Below are 14,833 nucleotides of genomic sequence, written 5' to 3' on the forward strand. Positions count from 1 at the left end.
GCGCTGAGCTGGAACTGGTGCCGGCTTCCGGCGGGGCATCGTGAAGGGAGGGACCGGTGGGCGGGTTCGAGGCAGGGCGGACGGTCGTACGCCGCGACGTGCACCGCCCCGGCCGGGTGTGGAGCGAATGGGCGCTGCGGGTCATCGACGACACCGAGGAGGCGCTGGTGACCGCCTGCGCACCCGGAGCCGAGGCGCGTTGGCCCTCCCTGTACGCCCAGGCTCGCGAAGCGGACGACGACCGGACGCTGCGCACCGAGGCGTTCGAGGCGATGGCGGCGGGGGAGTGGGACCTCGCTCCCGGCCGGTGGCAGGAGACGGAGCTGCTGTGGAAGCCGCCGGGCGCGTGGTTCAACATCAACGCGTTCTTCACCGGTGCCGGCCTGCGGAACTGGTACGTGAACTTCGAGCACCCGACCTGCCGCACCCCTGGTGGCTTCGACACCTTCGACCTGACCGTGGACCTGGTCGTCACCCCCGACCTGAGCCGCTGGACGTGGAAGGACGAGGAGGAGTACACGCACGTGCGACGGCTCGGCATCATCGACGACATCGAGCACCAGGCCGTGGACGATGCCCGCGCCCAGGTGCTCGGCATGCTCGCCGACCGCTCCGGCCCGTTCGCGGCCGCGGAGCGGTGGGCACTGCACGCGAAGACGGGCACGCCAGCCGGTGCACCGAAACCGGCACGGCCCGGCCCCGGCCGTCCGCTCGGCTCGAAGAACCGGAGCCCCGCCACTCGCTACGACGTCGGGCGGGTCCTCGCCACCGGCGAGTCCTACACCCGGCCTGCACACCACAAGAAGGGGATGAACCCGGCGAACTGGATGAACAGCAAGAACGGCAGACTAGAGCCCATGGACTCAGGACTCGCCGCGCTGCTGGGCGCCGCCGTCGGCTCCGCCACCACCCTCGGGGCCGCAATCGTCAACGGCCGTGCTCAGGCACGGTCCCAGCGCGCCAATGGAGCCGCCAGCATCGCCGCGACGCATACGCCGGCTACCTCAGCGCTCTCCACGACCGCGACATCGCCATGGACGCCGTCCTCGACGCGCTGCGTTCGGAACAACCCGACCTGCCGGACATCGACGAGAAGATAGCCCGCTTCATCACCCTGGCCCGCGAGGTCCACCGCGCCTGCGAAATCGTCATCCTCGAAGGGCCAACACCCCTCGCGGAAGTCGCGGAACGCGTCACCGTCGCCTCCAGCGACCTCTCACACGTCATGCGACGGATGGCCGAGAACGCCCACGCGGGAAACACCACCCACAAGGCCGAAGACATCGCCCTTGCCGCCGAACGAGAGCGGACCCTCTACGAAGCCGTCAAGGACTTCCGCCTCGCGGCCCGCAGCACCATCGGCAAAACCAACTGATCCAAGGACTCCGAGCCCGTCCCCCAGACCGTTGGGCGATCGAGGTGTTGTTCAGCCTGAAACGTTAAACGTCAAGCTGAGTGGTCGTTCCCCTCCTACCCCCGTTCAGCGCGGCTGAAGCCGCTGCGCTGATCCAACGCAGCGGCCGTACCGGCTGTGTCAAGGTGCGTTCACCCGCAGGGTCTGGCTGCTGACGTTAGAGGCGCCGGGGCTGTTGATGTTGTTGTTCGTGGTGATGTTGTTGAACATCGGGAGGATGCCGCTGAGGTTGACGGGAAGGATGGATCCACCGTTTCCGTCTCCACCGACGTCGCCGCACTCACCACCGGTGATGGGGGTGGGATCGCTCGCCGAGTCTCTCAAGGCACCGCTTGCATCCATAACGGTGGCAGTGTTGGTGACGGTGCAGGGAGCGTCGGCGTGGACGAGGACGGTCAACACCTCATCGTCCGGGTGCAGGCCCAGACAGTGCTGGTCAAGGTACGGATCTTCATGGATCACGGTGAGTCGGATGGCCATGGACGAGATCCGGAAGGTCTGACCACGGTGTTCGACGGTCATCTTCTGCTGGGCTGCGCATTTGCCAGACGGCGGAACGTTTTGACCATCGAGCGGAGCAGGTCGGGACTCGCCGTGGCCAGGTGGTCGTGAGCGAGGGCGTGAAGGGGCAGACTGCCGGGTGCGGTCATCGTGCTGATCTCCTTCGTGACTAGACATCTCGAAGATCAGCCGGTGGCCGTTCGTCTATGCGGACACCCACTCGAACCCCGGCACAAACCCCCGGAACGGGTAGAACCCCTACACCACTTCCAAGGACGCAACCGTGCACCCGCCATCCCCGGCCGCGCGGGGCATCCAGCGCCGCCATGGTGCCCAGCGGGTGCGCGCGGCCGGTGGCCAGCCGGCAGCCCTCGGAGTGGACGGTGGCGGCTGGCCGCGGCGGGTACGGCCGTCCAGCACCCATGCCCACCGGGCCGGCGCCGCGGTGGTGGCCCAGTGGTGCTTGGGCACGGCGTCCACGTTCACGCCGGGGATCGGGCGGAGCTGGGCGGCAGTCACCCACGTCTCGTACTCGGCCGGCTCGACGCCCCCGCCGAACTGGTGGAGAGGCAGTATTCGCAGCGTGCGCTATTCGCAGGTGGGCGGAGAGTGCTCCGCAGAGTTTGCCGTGGGCTGGCCTACCTGTACGTCCGTGCTCGACACTGAGGCGATGGGGAGAGGCAAAAAGAAGAAGAGGAAGCCAAATGGGCCCGCAGTGGGGCCGGTTGGCGCAGCCGTACGACCCAACGGGGGGAGCCGTGCGCTTGCCGACTGGGGACCACCGTACGGCGCCGGGGAACGGGCTCGCTACGAACGCGAGCAGCAGGAGAACATTCGTCGGCTGCTGCTCGAGGGGCACGTGGACGAGGTCGCTTCGATGGCGGCCACCGGCACGGTGTACGCCAAGGCACGGCTGGCCGAGTACTACGCCGAGCACGGCCGGTGGGAGAATCTCCACGGCCTCACCAGTCGCCCCACCCCGCACCTGATCGAACTGCTTCGCCTCGTCGTCGACCCGGGTGACATGCCCCTCGATGCGGCGGTCACCGTCCTGAAGGTCCGCATGGTGGCCTGGGACGACGAAGCCTTCCGGCACGTGATCGACCTGCTGTACCAGCGCGGCCTGGTCGAGCACGCCCTCGATGAGCTGCTCGCCGGCGCCGGCACCCCGCCCGACTGGAAATCCCTGGACTGCGCGGAGTGGCACCTGCGGGTGTACCTGCTGCTCCGCGAGGACCGTGTGGTCGAGGCGCTGGCCATGGCCGACGCCCCCCGGACCCGGTCATGGCTGGCGCCCGTCCTGGCTGAGCGGGGACACGTCGACGCGCTGCGCACCCTGGCACGCCCGGGCGAGACGGGCTTCGCCCTGCTCCTGGCCCGCACCCTTATCGCCCAGGGCCGGGTAGAAGAGGGTATCGCCATCATGCAGCAGCGCATCGACGCCAGCGAGGAATCCGCCTACCAGTGGACGGTTGACCTGCTCGTCGAACTGGGCCACGCCGACCGGGCCTTGAAAGTCCTGCGCAGCCGTCCGTACCAGCCCCACGCCATTCCGAACACCGCCGGCTTCAACGTCGCTCAGCTCCTGGACGAGCACGGACGTCACGAGGAGGCCATTGAGGTGCTGCGCACCTACAGCTCCGCACCGAAGCAGCTGGCCGAGCTGCTGGCCGGCCTTGGACGCATGGACGAGGCCATGGCCGTGCTGGATGCTGCGCTGAGCAACATCATTTGGCGATACGTCACCGACGAGCTGGCCGAGCACCAAGCGGCTCTGCTTGCCCGCTACGGAATGCTCCGTGAGCTGCACCATCGCACGGTGAACGGCCACCCGGAATATCGGGAGATCATGCGCTCCCATCTGACGCACGCCAGTCAGCCGGGACGGGGGAAAGGGTGATCGACTCCGGTGTCCCCGGGTGAACGGATCCCTGTGTCAGCCAGGGCGAGGCGCTGCCTTTTCCTGTAGAAGGCCCTTCTGCAGCAGATGTCAGGAACAGAAGGTGCAATGACACCGGGAGAGGGTCCCTATCTCCCGGTCAGGTGGGCGCTGTGAGCGGCCCGGAGAGGCGTTACGAAAAAGGAGCAGGAGGCACGGGGTTGCCGTCCTGTTCTGAGCCGTCTGCCACAGGGACACGCCGATGCGGTACATCCACAACCCCGAGTCGAGTTGCCGGCGTTCGTAGAGCCGTACGCGCGCTGATGTGCCGTCTCACCGAAGGTTGGTCAGTCTCACCGAACCTTGACCACTCGGCCGTTTGTCCCATCGAACTTTGACCGCCGCAGGTCAAGGGCAGTGGCCCCCGGGCCAGGCAGGCGCTGACAGCGACGAGGCTGGCCATACGCAGCTGGGCAGCGGGCTCGAAGGTCAAGGTTCGGCTCCGACGGGTGGCTGCGTCGGCTTCTCCGGGAGGCGGTCGAGGGCCGGTTCCTTGATCAATGTCGGTGAGTTTTGAAGGCACAGGGTCCCGGCAGTAATCGCCGTAAGACCAACGGAAATCGCTGACCTGCATTGATGTGACGCCGGCGGGTCCGGAGCGGTCCGGTGTACGGGTTCGGGATTCGGCGAATGCCTCTTTGCGACGTGTGGGCGCTACTACGCTCCCTGGGGTTACCAGTCCGCTGCTGCCTCCGCCCGTTGCCCCGTCCGACCTGCTGAAGGTTCTCGAGGTGCTGGGCGTCAAGTTCAGCACCGGCCCTGACACCGGGAAGAAAGTGGATCTGGTCCTCGGTCTCTCGCACGGGTTGATCGGGGCGGCTGAGCAGCACGCGATGCGCGCCGAGCAGGCCGCCCGGTCGGTCGGAGCAGCGATCGACGACATTGGTGAGGCCACCGGGCAGGCGTTCAACGCGGCCGGCTGCCGCAGTGTCAGCGAGGACATCGCGCTGCTCTCCTGGCGGGCGCAGCGCCATGCCCAGGCGGTCGGCCAGGTCAATGAGAACTATCCGCCAGACGAGTTGATGAAGACCATCGCGCTGGTTCGGCAGCTTTGTCGGGTCTGCTGTCTGCGGCGCAGAAGCCCGTGCTCACGCTGAACCGGGCGCTGGCCATCGCGATGGTCCAGGGGCCAGGTGCGGGTCTGGCCCTGCTCGACACCCGCGACGCCGACCCTCGCATAACCGGCAGCCACCGCCTCGCGGCGGTGCGGGCCCAACTGCTCGACCTGGCCGGTGACCACGAGACCGCAGTCACGCACTATCGCGCCGCCGCGGAGCAGACCACCAGCCGCTCCGAACGGGAATACCTCCTTCGACAGGCCCACCGAACCTCCTGAGCTGGCACGCTGAACGATGCTCGGCCGCAGCCTCGGGCTCTAGGGCAGTTGCCGCGGCACGGCCGGCTTCATGTCGCTGACCTGAACGTGACGGCTACGACACCTCACCGCGAGCGGGAATCGGATCGCCACGACCGGAGTTGGTGAGGGAAGTTAGCCGTTTCAGGAGGGGTCATGCGAGCGATTCAGGTTTCCGAAGTGGGCGGTCCCGAGGTGCTGCGACTGGTCGACATTGATCAACCGATGCCGGGCCCGGGCCAGGCGGTCGTGGAGGTCGCCGCGTCCGGCGTCAACTTCCTCGACGTATACCACCGCCAGGGCCGGTACACCCTCCCGCTGCCCTTCACCCCGGGCACTGAGGGCGCGGGCACGGTCCTCGAGGTTGGACCCGGCGTCACCCACGTCGCTGTGGGAGACCGGGTCGGCTGGGTGGAGATTCCCGGCACCTATGCCGAGCAGGCCGTCGTGGACTCCTCCCGGCTCGTGCCCCTGCCCGACGGCGTCGACTTCGAGGCCGCCGCCGCCGTGCTGCTGCAGGGCATGACGGCGCACTACCTCGTCAAGGACGCCTACCCGGTCCAGCCAGGCGACACGGTGCTCGTGCACGCTGCTGCCGGCGGCATGGGGCTTGTGCTGACCCAGCTCATCACCCATCTCGGCGGCAGAGTGATCGGCACGACCTCGACACCGGAGAAGGCCCAGCTGGCGCGGCGCGCCGGGGCCGCCGAGGTGATCCTCTACTCTGCAGTGGACGATCTCGCGGCCGAGGTGAAGCGGCTCCATGGCGGCCAGGGCCTGCCTGTCGTCTTCGACGGCGTCGGCAGGGACACCTTCGATGCGAGCCTCGCCAGCCTGCGAACCCGCGGCCACCTGGTGCTCTTCGGCGCCGCGAGTGGTGCAGTGCCGCCCTTCGACCCCATCCGGCTCGCCCAGGGCGGTTCGCTGACCCTGATCCGGCCAAGCCTCGGGCACTTCATCGCCGATCGGTCCGAGCTGCTCCGGCGCGCCGCCGACGTGCTTGAATTGGTGCGCACCAAGGCGCTTGAGACCACCGTGACGGCCCGCTACCCGCTCGCCGAGGTCGCCCAAGCTCACCGCGATCTGGAGGCTCGGCGTACCACCGGCAAGCTACTCGTCATCCCGTAGGCACGGGGTATGGAAAGCAGCCGGTAGCGGATTTCCCCAGGGAGACGCCTACCGCACCAACATTGGCTCCGAACCAGACGGGCCAGCACGACGGTCACGGCGGATCGTCACATACAGCTCAACCTTGGACACGGATACCCTCATGCGGGTATCCGTGGGGCGGCCCCGGCACCCGCCGGAACCGCCCCGCGGATACCCGCATGCGGGCTCCCAACGGGACAGCACACCGATCCTCTCACCGCAAGACCCCGACTGCCGTCAAAACTCGGCGACATCACCTCTCACGACACGGGATCGCCTCCCGAACCCGGCAACAAGCGCCTCCCCCGACTCACCTACACAGCCAGTCGGGATTCGTCCCCACGCAGGCGATGTCATACGCCCGCTCATGGAGTGCAGTCTCCGAGCCAGGTCAGGACCGGCCCGATCGAGTCAGCGGGAATCCGTTGCGTCGTCCTCGGCTGGGCCGGGGGTTGCCGTGCTGTCGGCGGCCTGGCCGGCGGCTCGTTCCGCGCGGAGTTCTTCGGCGACTTCGTAGGCCCGGCCGGGGTCGTAGACGGTGACCGAAGTGCCAGGGCTGTACATCGCGTTTGCCCGGGGCGTGTACCGATAGATTTCGACGCCGCGTTGGGCGGCTATGCCGTCGACCTCGCCGACGGGTACCCTCCACAGCTCTGCGGTGTGGGACCGGGTCCACCACTCGTCCGGGCGCAGGAAGTCTTGCTTGACCTCCGTCTGACGCTCCACCGCCACTTGGACCTGGCCGAGTTGCTCGGTCAACCAGTCGGTTAGCGCCTGTGCGTCGACCCGTGAGAGCGGTGCGGACTTCGCCGGTTCGCACTCCACCGTCTCGCTGCGGGTGTGAAACTCCACCTTGATCGACTGTCGCTGTCCCAGACTGAGTCGCTCGATGACGACGACTCGCTGCAGATCAGCCATCGCCATGGTCGACGAACGCAGAAAGCGGGCGATCACGACCTGGGCCGGAGTTCCCAGGGGGCGGAGCTCGACCCACCGCACCGTCAGGGAGACCGTGGCGAACAGCATGGCCGCGGCGAGCACGACCACCGCGACGACCGTGAGTGTCAGTAGGACCCAGAAACTGCCCCATAAGAGTGCGTTCCCCCAGACCACGGCGGGCACCAGAGCGGCCAGCAGAAGTGGGGCTGCGACCACCGGCGGGACCATGATGCTCCCGCCGAGCGCGGTTGCCAGCTCGCGGCCCCTGCTGCGCACGAACACCAGCCGCCATCCGGCTGTCACGGGTAACACAACCTCCGCAAGCGAGGCGGGACGCCGAGTTTCCATGACGCAAAGGTAGGGCCCTGCGGAGAAGGGCGTAAGGCCGCAGCGAGCCGTACCTTCTCGAGGTGGAAACCGCAGACGACAGTGCGTCGTCCGGCCACGCAGCGGCTGCCAGGCCCGGGGGCCATCTGCCCTTGACCTGCGGCGGTCAAAGTTCGATGAGACAAACGGCCGAGTGGTCAAGGTTCGGTGAGACTGACCAACCTTCGGTGAGACGGGACAACTGAGCGTTTCAGTTGGCCCCTGAGCGTTGTACTTGGCCCGGCTGAGCGTGACGGTTGGCCCGGGTGGCGCTCCGCCGGTCTGATCGGCTGCAGCGTCATGGGTTTTCTCGTTACTCCACAGCGCGGCCGATGAGTTTGTGGCTCCCGGCCAGTCCAAGCTCGTGACACCCCAGGAAAGGACACCGCCATGTCGGAGCTTCTCGTCGACTTCATCACCTCCCTCGACGGCTACGCGTCGGGAGAGGGATGGCCCGGGTTCTGGGGCCTTGAGGGCCCGGAGTACCTCGCATGGCTCGGCGAGCAGCCCGAGGCCACCTACCTGATGGGAGCGAACACCTACCGCCTGATGTCGGGCTTTGCCGCGGGCGAGGTCCCGAATGGCCAAGACGAGTTCAGGCCCGAGGAAGAGGCGTCCGTTGACGAGCTCACGCGAGCGTCCAAGGTGGTGTTCTCCTCCTCACTCGAGGAGCCACTGACGTGGGCCAACTCCACGCTCGTCCGCGACGACGCCGTTGAGGCGGTCCGTGCCATGAAGTCGAGTGGCTCGGGGCTCCTCAGCACGATCGGCAGCCTCAGCCTGTGCCGGTCCCTGCTACGAGCCGGACTCGTCGACCGCTTCCGGGTTGTGATGTTCCCGGTGATCACCGGGGCCACGGGCGAAGAACGCATTTACGACGGCTATCCGGACGTTGCCCTCGAGATGATCGAGCACCACACCTTTGACGGCCGCATCCAGCTGGTCGAGTACAAGCCCCGCGTGCTCGAGCACCCGCCGCTCGGCGTCCCTGCGTGACGTCGCCCCGTCCGCCGGTCTGGACGGCCGCCAGGCCGGCGCCGGCGGGTGCGGAGCAAGACCTAATAGGGGCCGGCCAACGTCAGGACGCCCGGTCCACCTGGCCCCGAGCCGTCACAAGTCAGCCGAGATCTACGGCTTCGAGCCTGAGGAGACGGTCTTCGTCCAGCAGTGCGCGACGGTGAAGTCGAGCAAGACGGTTTGTCACACAGATAAGGAAACGGTGCCCCTGAACGAAGAGGGTGAAGGCACGGTCCAGATGACCGTGCGTCGCGTGTTCGTGGCACACAACGAGGACGGCGCCTCGGCCGGCGAGGTCGACTGCGCGGTCGCGGACTGCTCCGTCGTCGTCGGCAACTCCGAGGGAGGGTCGGCCGCGTCGATCTCCTTCCGGAGCTAGGGATGACGGCTACTGCGCCACGAACGCGTGGCGCAGTAGCCGCCCCGACCAACCGCAGGCTAAAAGGGGGGGGCATCGGTGAGCCGCGTCTTGATGCGGCGGTGCGGGCCCCGCGCGGGAAGCGCACTGGGAGCGCCTTGGGGAGGCCTCCCGGCGTGGTGACATTCCTTGGGTGTGATCGTTTTCCAGCGCATGAAGCCCATGCCGCGCATCATCACTGTCGCTCTGTTGGCCGCCGTCCCCTTTGCCGTCGCTGTTCCCGCTCACGCCGCCGACCCTGCCCCGCAGGCGGCTGTCGACGTCGTGCCCGAAGCGGCCGTAGAGGGGGCGGCTGGGCAGGCCAAGCCCAATGTCCCGTTCGGGGTCGCCAAGTTCGGCCAGGATCGTGCAGGGGAGGTCTTCTCCAAGGCGCAGGGGAAGGCGGGCGCGGTAATGAACTCGTAGGCGGCCGCCGGCCCGTCTACTTCGGGCCCGCACGAGCGGTTTTGCAGGTACGGCCATGGGATCAGGCCCAGCCTGCGGTCTGCCGCCTGAGAGACCCCTCTGACGAACCCCAGCGCGGGCTGCCACCACCCGGTGGCAGCCCGCGCTGTCGTATGTCCAGGACCGCCCCGGACACCCCCGCAGGGGTGAATTTTCCCCTCGCATACGCGTAGGCGGCTTGTGCGGTGTGCCCCCAACTCGCCCCAGAATCAGGGCTATTGACAGCAAACGGGATTTTTCGGCATGTTTCCGGCGCAGCCCAATCGGCGGGCCGCCGATGTGCGTTTCATGGTGCGTTCGGTGCGGGAGGTGTACGACGAGGGGCAGGCTGCGGGCCGCGTTGCGGGGCCCGATCGGGGCCGGGGTGGGGGCGGATTGGCTGGCGGAGGCTCTGGGGGTGCCGTTGCCGTGGTGCCGTCCGCGTGATGGGCGCCATGGATCCTTCAGTGCCTCGCGACAAGGGTGTGCACCAGGTCGCGCGGCGTTGAGCTGGGATCTTTCGGTAAGGCGTGTCGTTCTTCTGCTGAAGGCCGGTGTCGTTTCCCGCTGAAGGTTGGCTGTCGCGCGTGTGGGCTGAGTGCTCGGATCTCTGGGCTTCCGTGGGCGCGCAGGTGAAGCGTTCCTGGGGCCTGCTGACCAGGGGGTTGAGCGTGTCCCGGGACCTGGATCTCGGGCGCTCGGACGAAGGCGCTGGAGCAGCTCGGCGTCAACCGGCTCGGGCACGCCGCGATCGTCGGCGTCGTCAAGGACGTGCTGCCCGAGTCGGAGGTGGGTCTTCTGGTGGGCTCCCGTTAGTGGCCCCTGCTGGCCCACTGCATGGACCAGATTCGCGACCAGGGCGGCACCGGTCTCCTTGCCGCGCATCTGGCCCGTCTCGGGACCGACACCACGTGGAAGGACGGCCCGTCCTCCACCACGGTCGGGGGTCTCGTGGACGCGACTCTGCACTCCGTGACGACGCCGCCCTCGGGTGTACTCGCGGCAGCCGAAACTGAGGCCCGATGTTCGATGGTCTGGCCGGCCGGGTTGCGAGCCCGCGGACCGGGGTTGGTGAAGCAGGTGGATGTGGGCGGAGGGCAGAGCTACGCTGGCAGTTGTCTGTACCTACCCGTGGGGGGGCAACGGATTCCGCGTCACAGGGCGCGGGGCCCCGGTGGTGAAGGGGTACAGACATGAGTGATGACCAGCGGTCATCTCGTCGGGTCCAGCTGGGTGCCGACATGGTGAAGCGGATCATTGCCGCACTGAGCGCACGTGCTCTGTGGGCAGTGATCGTGGATCTGATGCGCGGCGAAAGCTGATCCCGGGGGAGGGGCGGGGGTGCGAGCTCCCCCACGTGGCCCGCCCGTTCTCCTCCTGACCCAGCCCTATCACCCCTCCATCACAGGCCCCCCGCGGAGTGAACTCCAGTGGGGAGTGGTTACGGCGGTGGTACTGGCTGGGTGTCAGCCGGGATCGGACGGGTGTCCCTGCGCTGCTAGCCGTAGTGATCATGGCTGTCACGAGGTGACCAGGCTGCTGCCGTCAAGCGCCCATCGCAGGGGCCCTCACCGAAACGCTCGGCGGCCAGTGTGAACAGACACGCCCACGGCAGCCATCCATCCGTCGAGGAGGTCGGGCGCTCCACCGCCGTCGGCGGGGGCCGGGCTTACGGACACCAGGAGCTGCCGCTCTGGCTCGCTCGTGCCTCCACCGTGTAGCCCTGCTCTCCGTCGAATGCCCATGCCACGGCGAGGTGGGAGGTTGCGCCGTCGATCTGCTTGGTGAAGCAGGGGCCGATCCGTTCGCCGGCCGGTCGTGGCGCCAGGCGGGCTCGTCCGGCTCGGGCGGTGCAGGCAGCCAGCCGTTGCGGGCGGCGGCCGCTTGGTAGTAGGCGACGACGTCCGCTCGGCGGGCGGGCTCGGTGTACTCCCGGCCGACGTACGCGAAGCGGTCGTCGTCGTCGCAGCCGGAGTAGGACATGCCGTTGGCCTGTGCTCCTTGCGGGGTGCCGAGCGCCTGGACATGGTCAGCTATGGGGGCTTGCAGTGCCGCGTCGGCGGCGGTGCAGCCGTAGATCCCGCCGTTGAGGGCCCACCATCCACCCATGACGGTGAGTGTGCCGAATACCAGTCCGCCCGCAACTACGGACGCTCTCACCCGAAGATCGTTCACGGGCGGGAGCGTACCGGTCGGCAGCGGAGGGGAGTGTCCGGGGCACCCGCACCATGAGCGACAAGGCTGCCCCGGCCCCTCAGGCGGATTTCACGCCCAACAGCGGCAACTCAACGATCTTGTTCGGTTCGACAACGGATTCCGCAGCCCCGGACGTGTTCTGGGGTCAGCAGTACCACCGGGCCGCCCCAAACAAACGGACTTGGGCGGGCGCTGAGGACCCCTCAGGGGGCTTCGCGGTCCATCCCGGCCCCAGGGGGCTCCGCCCAGGAATTGGGTGCGCGGCGGGTTTTTGAGGGCCGCACTGGACTCTTCGGGTGCTACGGCGAGGCGGGTCCGGGGGCTGGCCGTGGGTTCACGGTCGAACCCTGTCTGACCTGCGGCGTTTCCAGCTGGGGCTCGGCTGTGCAGGTTAGTTGAACACTGCGCAAGTTCACTTGGTTGAGTACTGCGCAGAAGCACTGATTGATATTCGGCGTCGGTTCTTCAGTGGTCCGGCGTTTCGGTTTCAGTAGGTTTTGAGTGCTGTGACGTGCAGGTTTGTGGTGATGCGGATCCTGTTCTGAAGGGTCGGCGCTGATTTGTGCTGAAGAGTGCTGCCGAATCTGGGGTGGAGCTCGCGCCGAGTCTGTAGGCATTGGGCCGGTATGCGCGGAGCGAGTTGGGGCGGTCTTCTTGCTGGTCCTGTGTTAGGTGAGGTCTCGTGTTGCCCAGCCGGGTGGGAGCTTGGGGAGTCCGATAAGAGCGTCGATGTCGAGGTATTCGAGGAGGAGTGCCTTCAGGTGTCGGCCGTCGATGAGTTCCAGGCGGTGGCGCGGGGCGAAGTCGTGACTGGCTTTGCCGAACCAGGCAGTGGTGACGACGATGCCCTTGGAAGCGACTTTGTCGTTGACCATGGCGGCGTGTGCGCGGACGGTCTCCGCTGGTACGACGTTCTTGGTGCGTTTGGCTTGGATGATGCAGAGGCCGCCGACCAGGGGTTCCTCGCTGATGGCGACTGCGTCGATTCCGTCGTCGCGTGAGGCCTGGGTGACCCAGGACTTGAGTCCCCTCGCCTCGAACAGACGCCGGATGAGATGTTCGAATTCGATGGGGTCGAGTGCGAGTAGGTCGGGTCGGCTGTCAAGGCCGGCGACCACGTCGTGTTCGGGTGCGAGTTTGAATTTGGTTAGGTCGAACGTGACTACTGGCCGGACGGGTTCCAGGTCGTAGGGGTGTTGGGAGACGATGGCGTTGAGGTAGTGCAGGGTCTGTACTGGGTCGAGTTCTGGTTCGTCCAGGACGAGTTCCTCGAAGGTGTTCCGCTCCGCACGCAGGCTGACCAGGCAGGGCCGTATGGCCTTTCCTGTGGCCCGGTCCTTGGCGTTGACATGCCCGTTGAAGGCCACGACGTCGACCAGCGCGGGTGGTGTCACGGCGAGCGCTTCGTCGATGGCGCGGAGTGCGAGTCTGGCGACGAGGTCCCTGTACATGGCCTTGGTTTCGGCGTCTTTCCGCGGCTGGGGGACGACTGCGGGCGGAGTCGAACCCTTGTATCGGTACTGCATGGCCACCGGTACTGCCACCTGGCTGGGGAGCTCGACGTCCAGTACGAGCTCTCGTGATTCGGGTGTGAACGCCGTACGCCACGTGCCGCGAAGTCCGTTGGGGTAGCTGACATGGCTGAGTGCGGCTTCGACGTGGCCAGTCATCGCGTCGATGCCATTGCTGAGAAAGGCCTGCTCTACCGGCAGGCGGTGAGCGTGCAGCCCTGTCGCTCTGCCGGTGAGCACGGCGTTCAGGCGCTCGACCTGCTCCTCGACTTCGGCTGTCTTGGCTGCCGCTTCACGGCGCAGGTCCTCGCTCAGCTGTTGGCTTGCTCGCCGGTCGGCCTCGGTTTTCTCACGCGCCGCGGCCTTCTTCTTCTGCTCGGCCGCCTTCGCCCGGGCTGTTTCACGCTTCTCCAGGTCCCGGACGATCTGATCGGCCTTGCGTGCCTCCTCGGTACGCGCCTTCTCGTTCTGCTTCTTGGCCCGTACCCAGGCCTGCGCCTGCTCCCTCTCTCTGCGCGCCTCCTCTCTGGCCTGCCGGGCCGCTTCCCGTTCCTCAGCGCGCGCCTGCCGTAGCCGCTCTGCTTCTGCCTGCTTCGCTGCTGCTGCCTTGGCCTTTTGGGCATCGCGGTACGCCTGCATGAGCTGAGACGCCAGCGACTTCCTTCGCGCCATGGTTCCCCTTCGTAGCCCCGTCTGCAGGCAAGAGCTGCCCCGTGAACTACTGCATCAATCTGAGCGGTCTACCTGAGCCGGGCACCTCCGTTCGGGTGATGCTGCGCGCCGTGTCTGTATGAGATGGGCAGGGGCGGACAAGCGTCTTCGCGGGGAGTGCGTCTGGGGGGTGGTGGGCATGGCCGGGGAGGGTCTCGAGGGCGGGGACGTGGTGATGCCGCTTGCTATGCGACGTGAGGCGGCTGTTGCCCGTCTGCTGTCGTTGGATTCCCGGGGCGAGCTGTCTTCGGGGCATGTGCGGTTGGTGGCTTCGGTGTCTGGGGTGTCGGAGCGGACAGTGTGGAGCTGGCTGTCGGCGGGGCGCCGTGAGGGGCGGATGGGTCCACGCCCGCGTTCGAGGTTCGTGGTGACGCGGGAGATTCGGCAGCAGTTGGCGGTGTGGGGCGGGAATGTGTCCGCGGTGCACCGTGAGCTCGTGGCCCGTGCTGTGCGGGATCCGTCGTTGGGTCCGGTGCCGTCGTTGTCGGCGTTCCATCGTGCGGTGGCACGCGATTTGTCGGTGGGGGAGCGGGCGGGGTTGAAGGGTGGTGAGGCTGCTAGGCGCCGGTATGACGTGTACGGCAAGCGCCCCCGGACCCATCGCAATGCCTGCTGGGAGGGTGATCACAAGCGGATCCCGGTGCGTGTGGATCTTGAAGGTTCTGCGGTGTGTCAGGTGACGTGGTTCATCGATGTCGCGACGAAGGCGATCGTAGGGGTCGCGGTTACTCCGCATCAGCCGGCGAGGGACGCGGTGCTGGCCGCGCAGCGCCTATCTGGCCCATGCGGCGACGCTGGAGCAGCGCCGTGCGCTGAGTTCGGTCAGGGAGAAGAAGGCCCGCGCGCTGAAAGCGGATCTGAAGGCGGCGGAGAAGCTGCGTAAGACCCGCTACAG

Annotated in this window: 13 protein-coding genes; 10 read left to right on the forward strand and 3 right to left on the reverse strand. The window is 67.4% G+C overall.

The window, feature by feature from the left end; all coding sequences use genetic code 11:
- Positions 1 to 56 precede the first annotated feature (56 nt).
- On the forward strand, positions 57 to 1,100 hold the full coding sequence (locus AB0447_RS19100; protein ID WP_366477851.1) for a DUF402 domain-containing protein: 1,044 nt from the start codon (positions 57 to 59) through the stop codon (positions 1,098 to 1,100).
- A complete protein-coding gene (locus AB0447_RS19105; RefSeq protein ID WP_366477852.1) occupies positions 1,034 to 1,375 on the forward strand; it encodes a hypothetical protein in 342 nt (113 codons plus the stop codon). The genes AB0447_RS19100 and AB0447_RS19105 overlap by 67 nt, the downstream gene beginning before the upstream one ends.
- 159 nt (positions 1,376 to 1,534) lie before the next feature.
- Here AB0447_RS19105 and AB0447_RS19110 read toward each other — a convergent pair whose 3' ends face one another.
- Complete coding sequence (locus AB0447_RS19110; RefSeq protein WP_366477853.1) at positions 1,535 to 1,936, reverse strand: hypothetical protein; 402 nt, start codon at positions 1,934 to 1,936, stop codon at positions 1,535 to 1,537.
- An 838-nt stretch (positions 1,937 to 2,774) separates the two neighbouring features.
- On the opposite strand from AB0447_RS19110, the gene AB0447_RS19115 reads away from it, so the two are divergent.
- The 4 genes from AB0447_RS19115 to AB0447_RS19130 all read left to right on the forward strand — a co-directional run bounded on the left by AB0447_RS19115 (position 2,775) and on the right by AB0447_RS19130 (position 6,336).
- Entirely contained in the window at positions 2,775 to 3,815 is a 1,041-nt protein-coding gene (locus tag AB0447_RS19115) for a hypothetical protein (protein WP_366477854.1), read from the forward strand.
- Between the two features lie 770 nt (positions 3,816 to 4,585).
- Positions 4,586 to 4,951: a hypothetical protein gene (locus AB0447_RS19120; protein ID WP_366477855.1), complete on the forward strand. Its 366-nt coding sequence runs from the start codon at positions 4,586 to 4,588 to the stop codon at positions 4,949 to 4,951.
- Positions 4,939 to 5,190, forward strand: coding sequence for a hypothetical protein (locus AB0447_RS19125; RefSeq protein ID WP_366477856.1), 252 nt, complete (start codon positions 4,939 to 4,941; stop codon positions 5,188 to 5,190). The genes AB0447_RS19120 and AB0447_RS19125 overlap by 13 nt, the downstream gene beginning before the upstream one ends.
- Before the next feature lie 174 nt (positions 5,191 to 5,364).
- Entirely contained in the window at positions 5,365 to 6,336 is a 972-nt protein-coding gene (locus AB0447_RS19130; protein WP_189735549.1) for a quinone oxidoreductase, read from the forward strand.
- Between the two features lie 432 nt (positions 6,337 to 6,768).
- Here AB0447_RS19130 and AB0447_RS19135 read toward each other — a convergent pair whose 3' ends face one another.
- A complete protein-coding gene (locus AB0447_RS19135) occupies positions 6,769 to 7,599 on the reverse strand; it encodes a hypothetical protein (protein WP_366477857.1) in 831 nt (276 codons plus the stop codon).
- A gap of 453 nt (positions 7,600 to 8,052) precedes the next feature.
- On the opposite strand from AB0447_RS19135, the gene AB0447_RS19140 reads away from it, so the two are divergent.
- From AB0447_RS19140 to AB0447_RS19155, 4 genes are all read left to right on the forward strand, one after another.
- Positions 8,053 to 8,658 (forward strand): dihydrofolate reductase family protein, encoded by a 606-nt coding sequence (locus AB0447_RS19140; RefSeq protein WP_366477858.1) that lies wholly within the window; start codon positions 8,053 to 8,055, stop codon positions 8,656 to 8,658.
- Entirely contained in the window at positions 8,585 to 9,058 is a 474-nt protein-coding gene (locus AB0447_RS19145; protein WP_366477859.1) for a neocarzinostatin apoprotein domain-containing protein, read from the forward strand. Before AB0447_RS19140 ends, AB0447_RS19145 begins: the two co-directional genes overlap by 74 nt.
- Positions 9,059 to 9,232: 174 nt before the next feature.
- Positions 9,233 to 9,502 carry a hypothetical protein gene (locus AB0447_RS19150; RefSeq protein WP_366477860.1) on the forward strand — a complete coding sequence of 90 codons (270 nt, stop codon included), beginning with the start codon at positions 9,233 to 9,235 and terminating at the stop codon, positions 9,500 to 9,502.
- 1,211 nt (positions 9,503 to 10,713) lie between these two features.
- Positions 10,714 to 10,842, forward strand: coding sequence for a hypothetical protein (locus tag AB0447_RS19155; protein WP_366477861.1), 129 nt, complete (start codon positions 10,714 to 10,716; stop codon positions 10,840 to 10,842).
- A 1,542-nt stretch (positions 10,843 to 12,384) separates the two neighbouring features.
- On the opposite strand, the gene AB0447_RS19160 is transcribed toward AB0447_RS19155, so the two are convergent.
- Positions 12,385 to 13,899, reverse strand: coding sequence for a restriction endonuclease (locus AB0447_RS19160; protein WP_366477862.1), 1,515 nt, complete (start codon positions 13,897 to 13,899; stop codon positions 12,385 to 12,387).
- Positions 13,900 to 14,833 lie beyond the last annotated feature (934 nt).

Origin of the sequence: Streptomyces sp. NPDC051211, assembly GCF_040689505.1 — a bacterium.
Lineage (GTDB): Bacteria > Actinomycetota > Actinomycetes > Streptomycetales > Streptomycetaceae > Streptomyces.